The organism is Bacillus sp. MC1252 (assembly GCF_056838025.1).
The window spans coordinates 3,280,866-3,294,709 of the sequence record NZ_CM166369.1 but is presented as its reverse complement, the minus strand read 5'-3'; the positions used below and the strand labels follow the sequence as shown (position 1 = coordinate 3,294,709).

The 13,844-nt window shown below is 40.8% G+C and carries 13 protein-coding genes; 10 read left to right on the top strand and 3 right to left on the bottom strand.

The genetic code is table 11. The features are described 5' to 3' along the window. Nucleotides 1–18 precede the first annotated feature (18 nt). Together atpD and ACYH0L_RS16980 are read left to right on the top strand one after the other, a co-directional pair. Nucleotides 19–1,440, top strand: coding sequence for a F0F1 ATP synthase subunit beta (gene atpD / locus ACYH0L_RS16985; RefSeq protein ID WP_099726498.1), 1,422 nt, complete (start codon nt 19–21; stop codon nt 1,438–1,440). Between the two features lie 24 nt (nt 1,441–1,464). Continuing rightward, nucleotides 1,465–1,860, top strand: a complete 396-nt coding sequence (locus ACYH0L_RS16980) for a F0F1 ATP synthase subunit epsilon (RefSeq protein ID WP_008343393.1) — start codon at nt 1,465–1,467, stop codon at nt 1,858–1,860. 42 nt (nt 1,861–1,902) lie between these two features. Here ACYH0L_RS16980 and ACYH0L_RS16975 read toward each other — a convergent pair whose 3' ends face one another. Then, a complete protein-coding gene (locus ACYH0L_RS16975; protein WP_370461108.1) occupies nt 1,903–2,409 on the bottom strand; it encodes a hypothetical protein in 507 nt (168 codons plus the stop codon). A gap of 137 nt (nt 2,410–2,546) precedes the next feature. Here ACYH0L_RS16975 and ACYH0L_RS16970 point away from each other — a divergent pair, with 137 nt between their 5' ends. From ACYH0L_RS16970 to ACYH0L_RS16945, 6 genes are all read left to right on the top strand, one after another. After that, a complete protein-coding gene (locus ACYH0L_RS16970; RefSeq protein WP_025208130.1) occupies nt 2,547–2,777 on the top strand; it encodes a DUF1146 family protein in 231 nt (76 codons plus the stop codon). A 128-nt stretch (nt 2,778–2,905) separates the two neighbouring features. Further along, nucleotides 2,906–3,640, top strand: a complete 735-nt coding sequence (locus tag ACYH0L_RS16965; RefSeq protein ID WP_230030618.1) for a YwmB family TATA-box binding protein — start codon at nt 2,906–2,908, stop codon at nt 3,638–3,640. 32 nt (nt 3,641–3,672) lie between these two features. After that, nucleotides 3,673–4,980: a UDP-N-acetylglucosamine 1-carboxyvinyltransferase gene (murA, locus tag ACYH0L_RS16960; protein WP_099726496.1), complete on the top strand. Its 1,308-nt coding sequence runs from the start codon at nt 3,673–3,675 to the stop codon at nt 4,978–4,980. 257 nt (nt 4,981–5,237) lie between these two features. Continuing rightward, a complete protein-coding gene (gene spoIID / locus ACYH0L_RS16955) occupies nt 5,238–6,263 on the top strand; it encodes a stage II sporulation protein D (protein ID WP_230030620.1) in 1,026 nt (341 codons plus the stop codon). A gap of 323 nt (nt 6,264–6,586) precedes the next feature. Next, nucleotides 6,587–7,285, top strand: a complete 699-nt coding sequence (locus tag ACYH0L_RS16950; protein WP_099726494.1) for a VWA domain-containing protein — start codon at nt 6,587–6,589, stop codon at nt 7,283–7,285. Nucleotides 7,286–7,367: 82 nt separating this feature from the next. Then, entirely contained in the window at nt 7,368–8,042 is a 675-nt protein-coding gene (locus ACYH0L_RS16945; RefSeq protein ID WP_099726493.1) for a VWA domain-containing protein, read from the top strand. 52 nt (nt 8,043–8,094) lie between these two features. On the opposite strand, the gene ACYH0L_RS16940 is transcribed toward ACYH0L_RS16945, so the two are convergent. Both ACYH0L_RS16940 and ACYH0L_RS16935 read right to left on the bottom strand, forming a co-directional pair. Continuing rightward, on the bottom strand, nt 8,095–10,443 hold the full coding sequence (locus tag ACYH0L_RS16940; RefSeq protein WP_482354175.1) for an FdhF/YdeP family oxidoreductase: 2,349 nt from the start codon (nt 10,441–10,443) through the stop codon (nt 8,095–8,097). Between the two features lie 82 nt (nt 10,444–10,525). Next, nucleotides 10,526–11,791 carry an L-lactate MFS transporter gene (locus tag ACYH0L_RS16935; RefSeq protein ID WP_230030623.1) on the bottom strand — a complete coding sequence of 422 codons (1,266 nt, stop codon included), beginning with the start codon at nt 11,789–11,791 and terminating at the stop codon, nt 10,526–10,528. Between the two features lie 134 nt (nt 11,792–11,925). On the opposite strand from ACYH0L_RS16935, the gene fdhD reads away from it, so the two are divergent. Next, nucleotides 11,926–12,714: a formate dehydrogenase accessory sulfurtransferase FdhD gene (fdhD, locus tag ACYH0L_RS16930; protein WP_230030624.1), complete on the top strand. Its 789-nt coding sequence runs from the start codon at nt 11,926–11,928 to the stop codon at nt 12,712–12,714. A gap of 10 nt (nt 12,715–12,724) precedes the next feature. After that, nucleotides 12,725–13,732: a GTP 3',8-cyclase MoaA gene (gene moaA, locus ACYH0L_RS16925; protein WP_249704862.1), complete on the top strand. Its 1,008-nt coding sequence runs from the start codon at nt 12,725–12,727 to the stop codon at nt 13,730–13,732. Nucleotides 13,733–13,844: the final 112 nt, after the last annotated feature.

The following is a 13,844-nucleotide window of genomic DNA, read 5'->3' as shown; positions in this document are numbered from 1 at the left end:
TTGTCAGGAGGGAATGCAATGAAAACAGGACGCATCAGTCAGATCATGGGACCAGTCGTAGACGTTCGTTTTGAAGACGGTCACTTGCCTGAGATTTATAATGCGATCAAAGTTTCGCATAAAGCGGAAAGCGAAAGTGAAGTTGATATCGACTTAACTTTAGAAGTAGCACTACATTTAGGTGATGATACAGTGAGAACCATCGCAATGGCATCAACAGACGGTGTTAAGCGCGGCATGGAAGCTGTAGACGTTGGATCACCAATTTCAGTACCAGTTGGTAACGTAACACTTGGACGTGTATTCAACGTACTGGGAGATAACATTGACTTAGATGAGCCACTTGGTGTGGAAGCTCAGAGAGATCCAATCCACAGACAAGCGCCTTCTTTTGATCAACTTTCTACAGAAGTTGAAATTCTTGAAACAGGTATCAAAGTTGTTGACCTTCTAGCTCCTTATATCAAGGGTGGAAAGATCGGTCTATTCGGTGGAGCCGGTGTAGGTAAAACCGTTCTGATTCAAGAATTAATCAACAACATCGCACAAGAACACGGCGGTATTTCTGTATTCGCTGGTGTTGGAGAGCGTACACGTGAAGGAAACGACCTTTACTACGAAATGAAAGATTCTGGCGTTATCGAAAAAACAGCGATGGTCTTCGGTCAAATGAACGAGCCACCAGGTGCACGTATGCGTGTTGCCTTAACTGGTTTGACAATGGCAGAGCATTTCCGTGATGAACAAGGTCAAGACGTATTGTTCTTCATCGATAACATCTATCGTTTTACACAAGCAGGTTCTGAAGTATCAGCCCTTCTTGGACGTATGCCTTCAGCGGTAGGTTATCAGCCGACACTTGCAACAGAAATGGGTCAGCTGCAAGAGCGTATCACGTCTACAAACGTAGGATCGGTTACATCGATTCAAGCGATCTATGTACCTGCGGATGACTATACGGATCCAGCTCCAGCCACAACGTTCGCTCACCTTGATGCAACGACGAACCTTGAGCGTAAGCTGACAGAAATGGGTATTTACCCAGCGGTTGATCCACTTGCATCAACATCTCGTGCACTTGCACCTGAGATTGTTGGCGAAGAGCATTATGCGATTGCGCGTGAAGTTCAGCAAACATTGCAACGTTATAAAGAGCTACAAGATATCATTGCCATTTTAGGTATGGATGAATTATCTGAGGACGATAAGCTTGTGGTACACAGAGCACGTCGTGTTCAATTCTTCCTATCTCAAAACTTCCACGTAGCAGAACAGTTCACTGGCCAAAAAGGTTCTTACGTGCCATTGAAAGAAACTGTTAAAGGCTTCAAGGAAATCTTATCTGGTAAATACGATCACCTTCCAGAAGATGCATTCCGCTTAGTTGGACGCATTGAAGAAGTGGTTGAAAAAGCCAAAGAGATGGGTGTAGAGGCCTAATCTGGTCCTTAGGAGGGTAAAAGCATGAAGACCGTTCAAGTCAATATCGTTACTCCCGACGGCCCAGTGTATGAAGCGGATGTGGAAATGGTCAGTGTCAGAGCAGAAAGCGGTGAGCTTGGTATTTTAGCTGGCCACGTTCCAATGGTTGCTCCGCTAAAAATCGGTGCAGTTCGCTTAAAACATAGTGGATCAACTGAATTGGTTGCAGTAAGTGGCGGATTTGTTGAAGTTCGCCCTGAAAAAGTAACCATTCTTGCTCAGGCCGCTGAAACATCAGACAAAGTTGATGTAGATCGTGCGAAATCAGCGAAACAGCGTGCTGAAGAGCATTTGAACCACCCGAATGAAAGTGATGTACGCCGGGCGGAACTCGCATTAAAACGGGCGTTAAACCGTTTAAATGTAGCAGGGAAATAAAACAGAAAATCCTTCTTATCACAATGATAAGAAGGATTTTTTTTAGAATGACATGAGGGATTGGTACATCGACACATAAGGGTGAGAATCCTGTTTTTCAAGATATAAGTGCTCGCAAAACTGCGTACTATGCCACGTTTTATTGTGCCGGCGCAAACCAAGCGTATATTGATGCGGAGAGTCCATATAAGGCCGCACCACCCAGTCAGCATCTGAATGATGACGGAGGACAACCTCTCCTATATACACACTCATCATTGCTTCTAATGCATCAATGGGCATTTTCCACTCAGCAAAAAGCTGCTGGGTAAACGCATCAAAGTATAAAGATTCTAACTGATACAGGCTTTCCTCTGAGTAATCCAAAGAAATGTTATGAAAATGACACAATTGTGCTAATTCTTCTAGCTGTGTCTGTCTATAATCAAAGTAGAAAGCAATGGCCTCCCATTCATGATCAAATGAGGGAACCAATTCTCCGTACAAATCAACAAAGTCAGGAAAAGAATCTTTCAAACTGATCAGCTCCTTCCACACGCAGTATATCATCTCCTAGGCAACAGTATAAGAGGGGATTCACACTAAATGTAGCTCTTTTTTCCAAATGATTCATCTTTCCGATTTTCGAGGATATAATGAAAGGGAGTTTTCCTTTACAGAAATAAATAAAAGGAGGATTCAGCTGTATGGAAGACGTAGGACAACAAGCAATTGTGAGTATTGTGATCCACCTATTTTTTATTGCCATTACGTGGTGGGCATTGCTTGCCGTAAATATTGATCCACTGATTAAAAAAGGGAAAATCATTCAGGCAAGATTGCTGATGATGCTCATCACCATTGCTATCGCATCTGCGGTCAGCAATTTCTTCCTTGATTATTTAAATTTCTCCAGACAAATTCCTTATATGTTCTAACATAAAAGGTTTGGTTAAAGCCTTCTGCGGGAACGTAAAAAGAAGTGTCAAAAGCATGGCCTTTGTTGACTTTTCCACGTATGCATTTAACCCCTTGCGGCAACACTGGTAGCAAGGGGGAATGACAAGTGAGAAATTATTTGAAAGGCTGGCCATTATTTGCGTTTATTCTTTTTTTTGTTCTGATGATTCAAGGTGTTCGTGCGGAAGAATCTTCCCCACTCGCTCAAATAGCAGAAGGTCTGAAAAACCAGCAAATCGAAGTCGATGGCTGGACCCTTCATGCCAAAAAAAATGTAGACATTTCATCCGAACAATTTTCAAAAAAAGTGAAACGTTTGAAAGACGAACTACGACAGTATGAGTGGACCGAAAAAAAAGAGAAACATGTCACCAAAGTCACAGGAATGTACAAAGATGAAAAAAATGATACCTTATCGAAAATTTTACTCGTGAAGACCGACACAAAATCAAACCAAAAGTCGTATTTATTATATGAGCAAAAAGGTGCTCGCCCACTGAATACCTGGGAGCATACATATGATCAGTTCGTACGTCATGCAAAAAGCATATTACAAGAAAAATTTGTGATTTTTACTTGTCTCGATGGTCATGTAAATGGTATGATGGATGTTGTTTTGCAAAAAAAAGCTGAAATGTTAGCAAAAGAATTTCAAGCAAAACCAGTTGAGTATCTCGTTGAGTCTAATTTTGTGTCGCTTTCCGCTTACACAGATAAGTGGGAACAGTTCATTATGACTTCAAATGATAAAATGAATGTTCAAATTGCCATCAGAAGTTCGGAAATGAACGAAAATCATACGATTACGGTTGGCACACCAATCGTAACGACTGAATATTAATATAGAGAATTTGGGACGCGGAGGGGAAGACCTTGGAAAAAATCATCGTCCGCGGCGGTCAAAAGTTAAACGGCACAGTTAAAGTAGAAGGCGCAAAAAATGCCGTTTTACCAGTTATCGCTGCATCTTTGTTAGCAAGTACAGAAAAAAGCGTAATTTGTGATGTACCTACGCTCTCCGATGTATATACAATCAATGAAGTGTTACGTCATTTAGGAGCAGAAGTACATTTTGAAAATAACGAAGTATCAGTAGATGCATCTCATGCACTAGAAACTGAGGCTCCGTTTGAGTATGTGCGTAAAATGCGAGCATCTGTGCTCGTCATGGGACCACTTTTAGCAAGAACAGGTCATGCAAGAGTCGCATTACCTGGAGGCTGTGCGATTGGTTCAAGACCAATTGATCAGCATTTAAAAGGCTTCGAAGCAATGGGAGCTAAAATTCAAGTAGGCAATGGTTTCATCGAGGCTGAAGTAGAAGGCCGTTTAAAAGGTGCAAAAATCTATTTGGATTTCCCAAGTGTGGGTGCAACTGAAAACATCATCATGGCAGCAGCACTAGCTGAAGGAACAACGATTTTAGAAAACGTAGCAAAAGAACCTGAAATTGTTGATTTGGCAAACTACATCAATGCCATGGGCGGTAAGGTTCGCGGGGCTGGTACTGGTACAATCAAAATCGAAGGTGTGGAAACACTTCACGGTGCAAAACACAACATCATCCCTGACAGAATTGAAGCGGGTACTTTCATGGTGGCAGCAGCCATTACAGAAGGAAATGTTCTTGTAAAAGGCGCAGTGCCAGAGCACATGACATCACTTGTTGCAAAAATGGAAGAAATGGGTATTCAGATCATTGAAGAAGAAGAAGGTTTAAGAGTGATTGGACCATCTGAGCTCAAGCCAATCGATCTAAAAACAATGCCGCATCCTGGGTTCCCAACGGATATGCAGTCTCAGATGATGGCGCTATTGCTTCGTGCGAACGGAACAAGCATGATCACAGAAACTGTGTTTGAAAACCGTTTTATGCATGCTGAAGAATTCCGCCGCATGAATGGCGATATTAAAATTGAGGGTCGCTCTGTGATTATCAATGGGCCGGTTCAACTTCAAGGTGCTGAAGTTTCAGCGACTGACTTAAGAGCAGGAGCAGCACTTGTACTTGCTGGATTAGTGGCAGAAGGTCATACACGTGTCACGGAATTGAAGCATATTGACCGTGGATATGTGAACTTCCACCAAAAACTTGCAGCAATCGGTGCAGATATTGAAAGAGTAAACGATGAATCAGCTGATGTTACACAAGAACAAGTTGTGTCAGATCTGAACGCGTAATGATAAAGAAATCAGTGTGTCCATTGGGGCATACTGATTTTTTTTTAGAATCATAGAATGCTTCATTTTTAAAAGCTTATCATTAGTGTATCCAATCGTTTTAAATTTTATTCATAAAGACGAACAGTAAAATCAATTGGTGAAGAGCATGTTGGCATGATCGAAAGTCTTGTCCAATGAATGAAAGAAGCTGTCATATTAGCTTGTCCTTGCCCATAGGATAAAAGAGATTCAATGACAAATGGGGGCAGCCAAATATGAAACCAATGATATGGACAATCGCAGGAATATGCATCATCATTTTAATGATTCCAACCTTACTCGTGTTGCCGACATTCCAAGGGAAACCCGCGGCTAGCCAACACGTAGCAGCAGAACCATCAGTTAAAAAAGAAGTGAAAGGTTCAGTCAAATTGAAGCAATCGCCCGTCTCCATTCCCGTCTATCGTTCAACTCATCAGCAGGTAGAAAACATTCCCCTAGAAGAGTATGTGATCGGTGTCGTAGCTTCTGAAATGCCAGCTGATTTTGAAATGGAGGCGCTCAAGGCACAGGCACTCGCTGCTAGAACGTATATCGTCAGACAAATGATCATCGATAAGACTGTCAAATCACCAAAGGGCTCTCTTGTAGATGACACACAAATGTTCCAAGTCTACAAAAATAAGCAGGAACTCAAGAAAATTTGGGGGAAAGCGTACAACTGGAAATTAAAAAAGGTCACAGAAGCTGTCGCCAGCACACAAGGGAAAGTGCTGACCTATGACGAAAAACCAATTGATGCTTCTTTCTTTTCTACAAGTAATGGGAAAACTGAAAATGCAGAAGCCTATTGGAAAAACGAAATCCCTTATTTGAAAAGTGTCTCAAGTAAATGGGACGAAAAATCACCAAAATTTCAAAACACGAAGACCATCACGGTTAGTGAATTTCAGCAAAAACTAGGTGTGACCCTCAGTCAGCAGACTCAGGTAGGAGAGATTGTAGAGCGGACACCAGGAAACCAAGTAGCAAAAGCCGTGATAAACGGTAAAACACTGACAGGCAGAGACATTCGAGAATCACTGGGACTTCACTCTGCAGATTTTACATGGGAAAGAAAGGGCCAGCAAATTGTGATCACGACAAAAGGATACGGCCATGGTGTAGGGATGAGCCAATATGGTGCGCATTATATGGCGCAGTCAGGCAAAAAAGTAGAAGCCATTGTGAAACATTATTATAAAGGGATTCAAATTGAATCAGCTGATCGTTTTCTCAACACGTATATGGCTAAAAAATAAAAGAAAAGGTGCCTTAGAAACGGGGCATCTTTTTGTTTGTTCAAAGAGGTTTGAACAGAATGTGTCAAATTGCGACTTAAGATGCAGGTCAGGAAATCTTAAACATTTATGTCCTGACAAGAACCGATGGCCGATACAAAGTCCCTCGAAAGACAGAGAAAACGAAGGGATAAATGATGCGTTAGGTGAAAATATCTAGACATCTGACAGAATTTTAGTGATTTCGATGAAAGAGAAAAAGGGATCGAGTCCTATACCATTCCAAGAAAGAATAATTTACGATTAAGATGTTTCAATTAAATACATAAGGAGGAATGAAAAGTATGTTGAAAAAAGTATTTACACTCGTAGCCTTAGCTGTATTGACATTATCCATGTCAATCTCTTCACCAGTGTTTGCAGAAGCAACAGCAGCCAAAAAACATAAGAATGATGTAAGAGTCACAATTTTACTTGATGCAAGTGGAAGCATGGCAAGAAAAGTAGATGGAGAGCGCAAATTTGATCTCGCAAAACAAGAGGTATTTAAATTTGCCCAGTCACTTCCGAAAGACGCTAAAATTCGTATGAGCTTGTTTGGCTCTGAAGGAAACAACAAAAATTCAGGTAAAGCTCAATCATGTGAAGTCATTAGAGGAGTTTACGGCGTACAGCCTTACGAAAAGCAAAGCTTTGAAAACTCTTTAAACGGACTTGGACCAAACGGCTGGACACCGATTGCACGTGCCCTTGAAAGTGCAAAGCAAACGGATAAGCAGCTTCATGAGGGAACAAAACATATTGTGTATTTAATTACTGATGGTGAAGAAACTTGTGGCGGAGATCCTGTGAAGGTAGCAAAAGAATTGCATCAATCAAAAGGATCTACTGTTGTCAATGTCATCGGATTAGACTTTAACGATGGCTATGAAGGCCAATTAAAGCAAGTAGCCAAAGCTGGTAAAGGTCACTACTACCAAGCAAGTACTGGTAAAGAAATGGGTTCTATCTTTACGGCAGAATCATTAAAACTACACGAATAACTTGTTGAACAAAAGGGAAACGATTGATTTATGCTTTCGTTTCTCTTTTTCTGTACAAATGTAAAAAGGGAGGTTTTCATTGATGAAAAAAAATATTGTATTAACCATTTTAGCTAGTCTTGTCTTGCTTCTTTCTTCACCAGCTCATGCTGTGACAAAACAGGAGCCTGCTCATGTGGTCATATTACTCGATTTAAGCGGCAGCATGGCACAATCGGTTGAGGGAGAAAAGAAAATCGATATCGCAAAACGTTCTATTCAAAGCTTCGCAAGTATTTTATCAGAAGATACGCAAGTCCTGCTTCGTGTATTTGGTCATGAAGGGACCAATAAAAATGCAGGAAAAGCCGTTTCATGTGCAAGTTCTGAAGCCGTTTATGGATTTGGAACATATGAGCAAACAACATTTCAGCAAGCGCTGAATGTGTATGGTCCAACAGGCTGGACACCACTAGCAAAAGCATTAACTGATACGAAACAAGATTTTGAAGATCACCAGGCTGAAGGGAAAAATATCGTATATGTTGTCAGCGATGGTGAAGAAACGTGTGGTGGAAGCCCTTCTCAATCAGCAAAGGAATTACATGAAGACGGTATTGATACAATCGTCAATATCATTGGCTTCGATGTGAATGAAAAAGAAGCAAACAGTCTAAAATCTGTTGCAAAAGCTGGTGGTGGACAATATCAACCGGCAGCAAATGCAGAAGAATTGAAACAGATTCTTCAACAAGAAGCGAGCACTTTTGGTCAGTAGGGTGTGAATGGCAGCTGGGGAAAACACTCCCCAGCTGTTTTTTAGTTGGAGATCAATTTAAAGTCGTTTCTAATTCATCAATTCGTTTCTCCACGTAGTGCTGATCTTTTCTTGCATGAAAGGTTTCGGCTTTTTCTAATATCGCAGTCGTATTATATTCTGGAATCTGTGAATAGCTCTCATAAACACCTTTAGGAATTAAAACGTTCCCTTCAGGCCAATAAACAGCGATATTTCCCCGCTTCAATTCCCCCAATTGAGCAGCTCCTTGATAGGACCCATATTGATTAAAAAGAACAACTGGATCACCTTCTTGGACGTAAAGCTCTTTTGCATCTTCCTCATTCATCAAGATAGAATGACGCTTTCCGCCATTAAAGGCATCCTTTTCACTGTAGATCATAGAGTTAAATTGTTTACCTCGTCTTGTCGTAATATTGAAATGCCCCTCAGTTTTCCGGTATTGAGGCAGCTGGGCAGGAAGAAGGTGTCCCTTGCCGTCCGGTGTTGGACATGCACCATCTTCGCAAAGCCATGCGCCTCCCCATTGGAAAACGTCTCCTTTATGACGCAAATGCTGTATGCCATCATAGTTTCGATTTGCGATGGCAATCTCGCGGCGAATGTCTTCAGCATGTTCAAAATGAATCAGCTCGGCATCCTCTGGTCGGACCCTTTTCGCAAGATCAATATAAATGTCCCATTCTGCTCTGGCTTCTTCAATACGAGGTCCTTCAATTTCCGGACTGAAATATACCATGCGTTCCGTACTGGTTGACGTACCGCCGCCTGGCTGTTCATACCTTGTCATAGCAGGCAGAACAATCACCGTCTCTTCTGCCTCTACCAGTGTAGAGGTATTCAAAATGATATCTTGATGGACACGGAGTTCGAGCCCAGATAATGCTTTTTCGATCGCTTCTGGATTTGGCATCGTTTCTAAAAAGTTTCCACCGCTAGTAAACAGCATGCTGAGTTTTTGCGGGTGTTCTTTTGGGAGAGCCATCTTTTCAAACGATTGACCGATGGTATCACCATGCCATTTCGGAATGTCAAATCCCCATATCTTCTCAATTCTTTCAATATTCTCTTCATCAAAATCACTGCCTGGCAAAACAAATGGATCGGCGCCCATTTCGCCTGAACCCTGGACACCACTATGTCCGCGAATCGGCATGACGCCACAATGTTTTCTGCCAATAAATCCACGTAACATGGCAAGGTTTGCGACTTGCGATATATTATCTGTTGCAAATCGATGCTGGGTAAGACCCATACTCCAAATAAAAACGCCAGAATTGGCATTGGCAAGGAGGACTGCGAATTCCTTCATTCTTTCTTTTGACAAGCCTGACGATGCTTCTAGGTCCTCCCACTTCAACTGTTCGACATGTTGCTTTAAATCCTTTATGCCAGTTGTATGGGCTTGAATAAATTCATGGTCAAGAGCGGAGTGAGGAGCATGCTGCTCCATATCAAACCAATGTTTGATGACGCCGTTCATAAACGCAATATCGCCGCCTATATTGACTTGGTAAAAATCATCAGCTATTTTTGTTCCGAATAAAGCACTTTCTGGAATAGAGGGAACCCAGTACTTTTCCATCGCAGGCTCTTTATACGGATTAATGACAATAATTTTAGTTCCTTTCTTTTTAGCAGCGTACATATATTTAGTGGAAACAGGCTGATTGTTTGCTGCGACTGATCCCCAAAAAACCAATACATCCGTTCCGATCCAATCACTGTAATTACAGCTAGAAGCACCTATGCCAAGGGAACGTTTAAGAGCGGTTTTGCTCGGTGAATGGCAAATGCGGGAAGCATTATCGATATGATTTGTTCCTATAAATCGTGCAGCCTTCGCAGCGGTATAATAAACTTCATTTGTAATTCCTCTGGCTGTTAAGTAGAAAGCGAGCTGTCGTTTGTCAATTGATTTGATTTTAGCAGCGATTTGATCTAATGCATCATCCCAAGAAATACGTGTAAAGGCATTTTGCCCTTTTTTTCGGATCAGTGGATAAGGAATACGCCCAAGCTTACGCAGAGAGGTACTATCCATTTTTTTTAGCTGATGAATATCTTCGAACCATTTTGGGTCAATAGCTGGCATTGTGTTAAGGCGAAGAACATTTAGCCTTGTTGTGCATATATGGGGTCCTGCAAGTGTCTGATCGTATAAACCTGATACACCAAGGGCGCAGCCGTCACAAACGCCCTGCGTTAAAATACGGTACGCGTAAGGGAGGTTATCTTTGTTTTCCCAAGCCACCTTCATCGTATCCCGAATGTGCTTAGGTTTCACTTTTCCAAGCCCCATAGGAGCAAAAGAGGCCCATAGCTTTGGTGAGGGTTTTTTGTTGAGTTTAACAGGCCCCTTGTGTTTTGTTTTCCCCATGATATCATCACCCTCCTATTACTTTGTAAAGCGTTTTCATATCTAAAAATTACCTGTAGATTGTGATTCTGTCAAATTCAAATTAAGGACGGGCTGTGACAGAAGAAGTAGCAGTAAGGTTTGATTCTCTAAGCTGTTGAATATCCTTCCGAATGAGAAGAGATAGGATAAAAGCAATGAAAAATAAGCCAGAGAACACCATGAGACTTTGTGTGTAATTGCCTGTTATATCTCGAATAAAGGATGAAAATAAAGGTCCTGCTAAACCAGCAGCGGCCCAAGCGGTCAGAATATAACCGTGTATTGCACCAAGTTGTTTCGTACCAAACAAATCTCCAATATAGGCTGGAATTGAGGCAAACCCTCCTCCATAGCACGTATAAATGATCGCCATCACGATTGAAAAGATAAGTGGTTCTTTTAAGTAGGGAAGTAAGGGAAAAGCGATGAGCTGTATACTAAAGAAAATCGTATACGTATTTGGCCTTCCGATATAATCAGAGAAGGATGCCCAGCCAATTCGTCCTAGCCCATTAAAAGCACCTAAAACACCAACAAGAGTAGCTGCAGCGCCTGCAGTGAATCCAACACTTTCTTGAGCAAGAGGCGACGCTACTGAAATAATGGCAATTCCGCACGTGATATTAATAAAGAGCATGAGCCACAAATAATAAAAACGCCGTGTTTTGATCGCTTCATTTGCTGTGAGCTGTGATAAATCTTGAGGGAATTTTCTTTGACTTGTTTTCAACACGTCAAATTGTTTGATGTCATCTGGCGTTGGTGGTGATAAATAAAGAGATGAGATCACCATGATCGTAAAATAGGAGAGTCCAAGAATATAAAAGGTATTTGCGATATCAACTTTTTCAATGAGAAATTGAATAATTGGGCTGCAGATAAGTGAAGCAAATCCAAAACCCATAATGGCTAAACCGGTTGCAAGTCCTCTTCGATCCGGAAACCATTTGACTAATGTTGATACAGGTGCAATATAGCCTACACCTAATCCTATTCCAGCAAGTACACCATAAAATAAATAGAGGAGAGGCAGTGAAGACATGTGGACAGCGAACCCTGACCCAGTCATTCCAATGCCAAAGAAAATAGCTGAGAAGAGCCCCGATGCCCTTGGGCCATACTTTTCAACGAAATGTCCCATGAAAGCAGCAGATAAACCTAAAAATAAAATAGCAATGCTGAAGGTGAGGCTTATTTCTGTTAATGACCACTGAAAGGTTTGATGTAAAGGATTCGTAAAAACACTCCATGCATAAACAGACCCAATAGATAAATGGATTCCCACAGCACTTGTCGCAATGAGCCAACGATTTTTTGATTTGTTCATTGTGTTCCCCCCATATAAAGCAATCAAAAAGTTTGATAAGATAGAAATATGTTACATTTTTATGACTTTTTAAAATAATATCACAATTTGATTGGTTCATATAACTAAATTTGTGTTGAAAGGAAGATCATACAATGAATCCTTCTGTTAAAACGAAACGAGTCATACACCAATATCGTGAAGGAAAATTTACCTGCAAAACAGATGAAGTTGTAGAAGAATTTCCTTTAACTGTGATGGTGAATGGAGAAGAGTTTGTGACACTCGTTTGTTCACCAGAGCATTTGAAAGAATTGGTTATCGGCTTTTTAGCTTCAGAAGGAGTCATTCGATTTGAAAATGAGATTAAAAGGTTTACAATAGATGAAAGTATGGGCTTTGCATATGTTGATTTAATCCACTCAAGTCGTTTTCATTCATCAGACTTTACAAAACGAGTGATTGGTTCTTGCTGTGGGAAAGGGAGACACTTTTATTTTCTCCAAGATGTGAAGACTGCAAAAACAGCCATTGATCAAATTAACATTTCTGCTGAAACCTGTATGCACTTAATGAAGTGTTTACAAGACGAAAGCCAATTATTTCGACATACTGGTGGTGTGCATAATGCTGGACTGTGTGACACAGAGAAGCTATTCATCACTAGAACTGATATAGGAAGACATAATGCTTTGGATAAAATCTATGGATATTGTTTACTTCACCGAATCCCACTTAGAGATAAAATCCTTGTGTTTAGCGGCCGGATATCGTCGGAAGTTCTGTTGAAGGCAGCGAAACTAGGAGTATCTATTGTGATATCAAAATCAGCACCTACAGAGCTAGCGCTTAAAATGGCAGAAGAATTAAATATCACGACAGTTGGATTCGTCAGAGGAGGATCTTTTAATATCTATACTCATCACCAGCGTATTACAGAATAGGAGGCAAAGTATGGTCAGTATTTTGGATAAAAGACATCGATCATTGCGCGATTTAAGAATCTCGGTAACCGATCGCTGTAACTTTAGATGTACGTACTGTATGCCTGCTGAAATCTTTGGACCAGATTTTCCTTTTTTGAATAAAGAAGAGCTGCTTAGTTTCGAAGAAATTGAACGACTTGCTACCCTTTTTGCAAAGGACTTAGGTGTGGTGAAATTACGCATCACGGGCGGTGAACCTTTAATACGTAAAGATTTGTCCATCTTAATAGAAAAGCTCGCAAAAATCCCAGGAATCGAAGACATCGCTATGACAACCAATGGAACGCTTTTACCTTTATATGCTGATAAGTTAAAGAAAGCAGGTCTTCAGAGAGTTACTATTAGTTTGGATTCATTAAATCCCGAACGTTTTAAGCAAATGAATGGAAGGCATATTTCCATCCAAAAAGTGTTTGATGGAATTAAGGCTGCAAAAAAGGCTGGACTTGCTATTAAGATCAATATGGTTGTCCAAAAAGGTGTGAATGATCAGGATATCTTACCAATGGCAGACTATTTTAAAAAAGAAGGACACATTCTGAGATTTATCGAATTTATGGATGTCGGCAATACAAATAAATGGAATCTAGAGCATGTGATGACGAAAAAAGAGATAATTGATCTGATTGATTCAAAATATCCTATCAAACCAGAACCCCCTCGATATGCGGGTGAAGTAGCCAATCGCTTTTTTTACGAAGATGGTTCAGGAGAGATTGGCATTATTTCTTCTGTCTCAGATGCTTTTTGTGGATCATGTAATAGAGCAAGGCTATCTGCACGCGGTGAATTGTTCACATGTCTCTTTGCATCTTCGGGTTTTGATCTGAAACGGATCATTCGTACGACAGAAAATGATGAAGATATAACGAAAATATTGAAGGAGCTATGGTCAAATAGACATGATCAATATTCAGCCGAGAGAGAGCAAAAGAAAGATCAGAAAAAAGTTGAGATGTCATACATCGGTGGGTAGTGACAACAAAGTATCATGATCATGTATTTTTGAAAAGAAGAGGAAATGGCATAATCACTGTTGAAAATCTTTTTTTGAAAACAGGCTGATTCATCATATAAACGCAATCATC

Excerpts from the sequence above, each read along its gene's own strand:
- ACYH0L_RS16940 (WP_482354175.1), bottom strand. The coding sequence starts at position 10,443 with ATGGGGAAAACAAAACACAAGGGGCCTGTTAAACTCAACAAAAAACCC.
- fdhD (WP_230030624.1), top strand. The coding sequence starts at position 11,926 with ATGAATCCTTCTGTTAAAACGAAACGAGTCATACACCAATATCGTGAA.
- ACYH0L_RS16980 (WP_008343393.1), top strand. The coding sequence starts at position 1,465 with ATGAAGACCGTTCAAGTCAATATCGTTACTCCCGACGGCCCAGTGTAT.
- ACYH0L_RS16970 (WP_025208130.1), top strand. The coding sequence starts at position 2,547 with ATGGAAGACGTAGGACAACAAGCAATTGTGAGTATTGTGATCCACCTA.
- atpD (WP_099726498.1), top strand. The coding sequence starts at position 19 with ATGAAAACAGGACGCATCAGTCAGATCATGGGACCAGTCGTAGACGTT.
- moaA (WP_249704862.1), top strand. The coding sequence starts at position 12,725 with ATGGTCAGTATTTTGGATAAAAGACATCGATCATTGCGCGATTTAAGA.
- ACYH0L_RS16945 (WP_099726493.1), top strand. The coding sequence starts at position 7,368 with ATGAAAAAAAATATTGTATTAACCATTTTAGCTAGTCTTGTCTTGCTT.
- ACYH0L_RS16950 (WP_099726494.1), top strand. The coding sequence starts at position 6,587 with ATGTTGAAAAAAGTATTTACACTCGTAGCCTTAGCTGTATTGACATTA.
- ACYH0L_RS16975 (WP_370461108.1), bottom strand. The coding sequence starts at position 2,409 with ATGATATACTGCGTGTGGAAGGAGCTGATCAGTTTGAAAGATTCTTTT.
- spoIID (WP_230030620.1), top strand. The coding sequence starts at position 5,238 with ATGAAACCAATGATATGGACAATCGCAGGAATATGCATCATCATTTTA.
- ACYH0L_RS16935 (WP_230030623.1), bottom strand. The coding sequence starts at position 11,791 with ATGAACAAATCAAAAAATCGTTGGCTCATTGCGACAAGTGCTGTGGGA.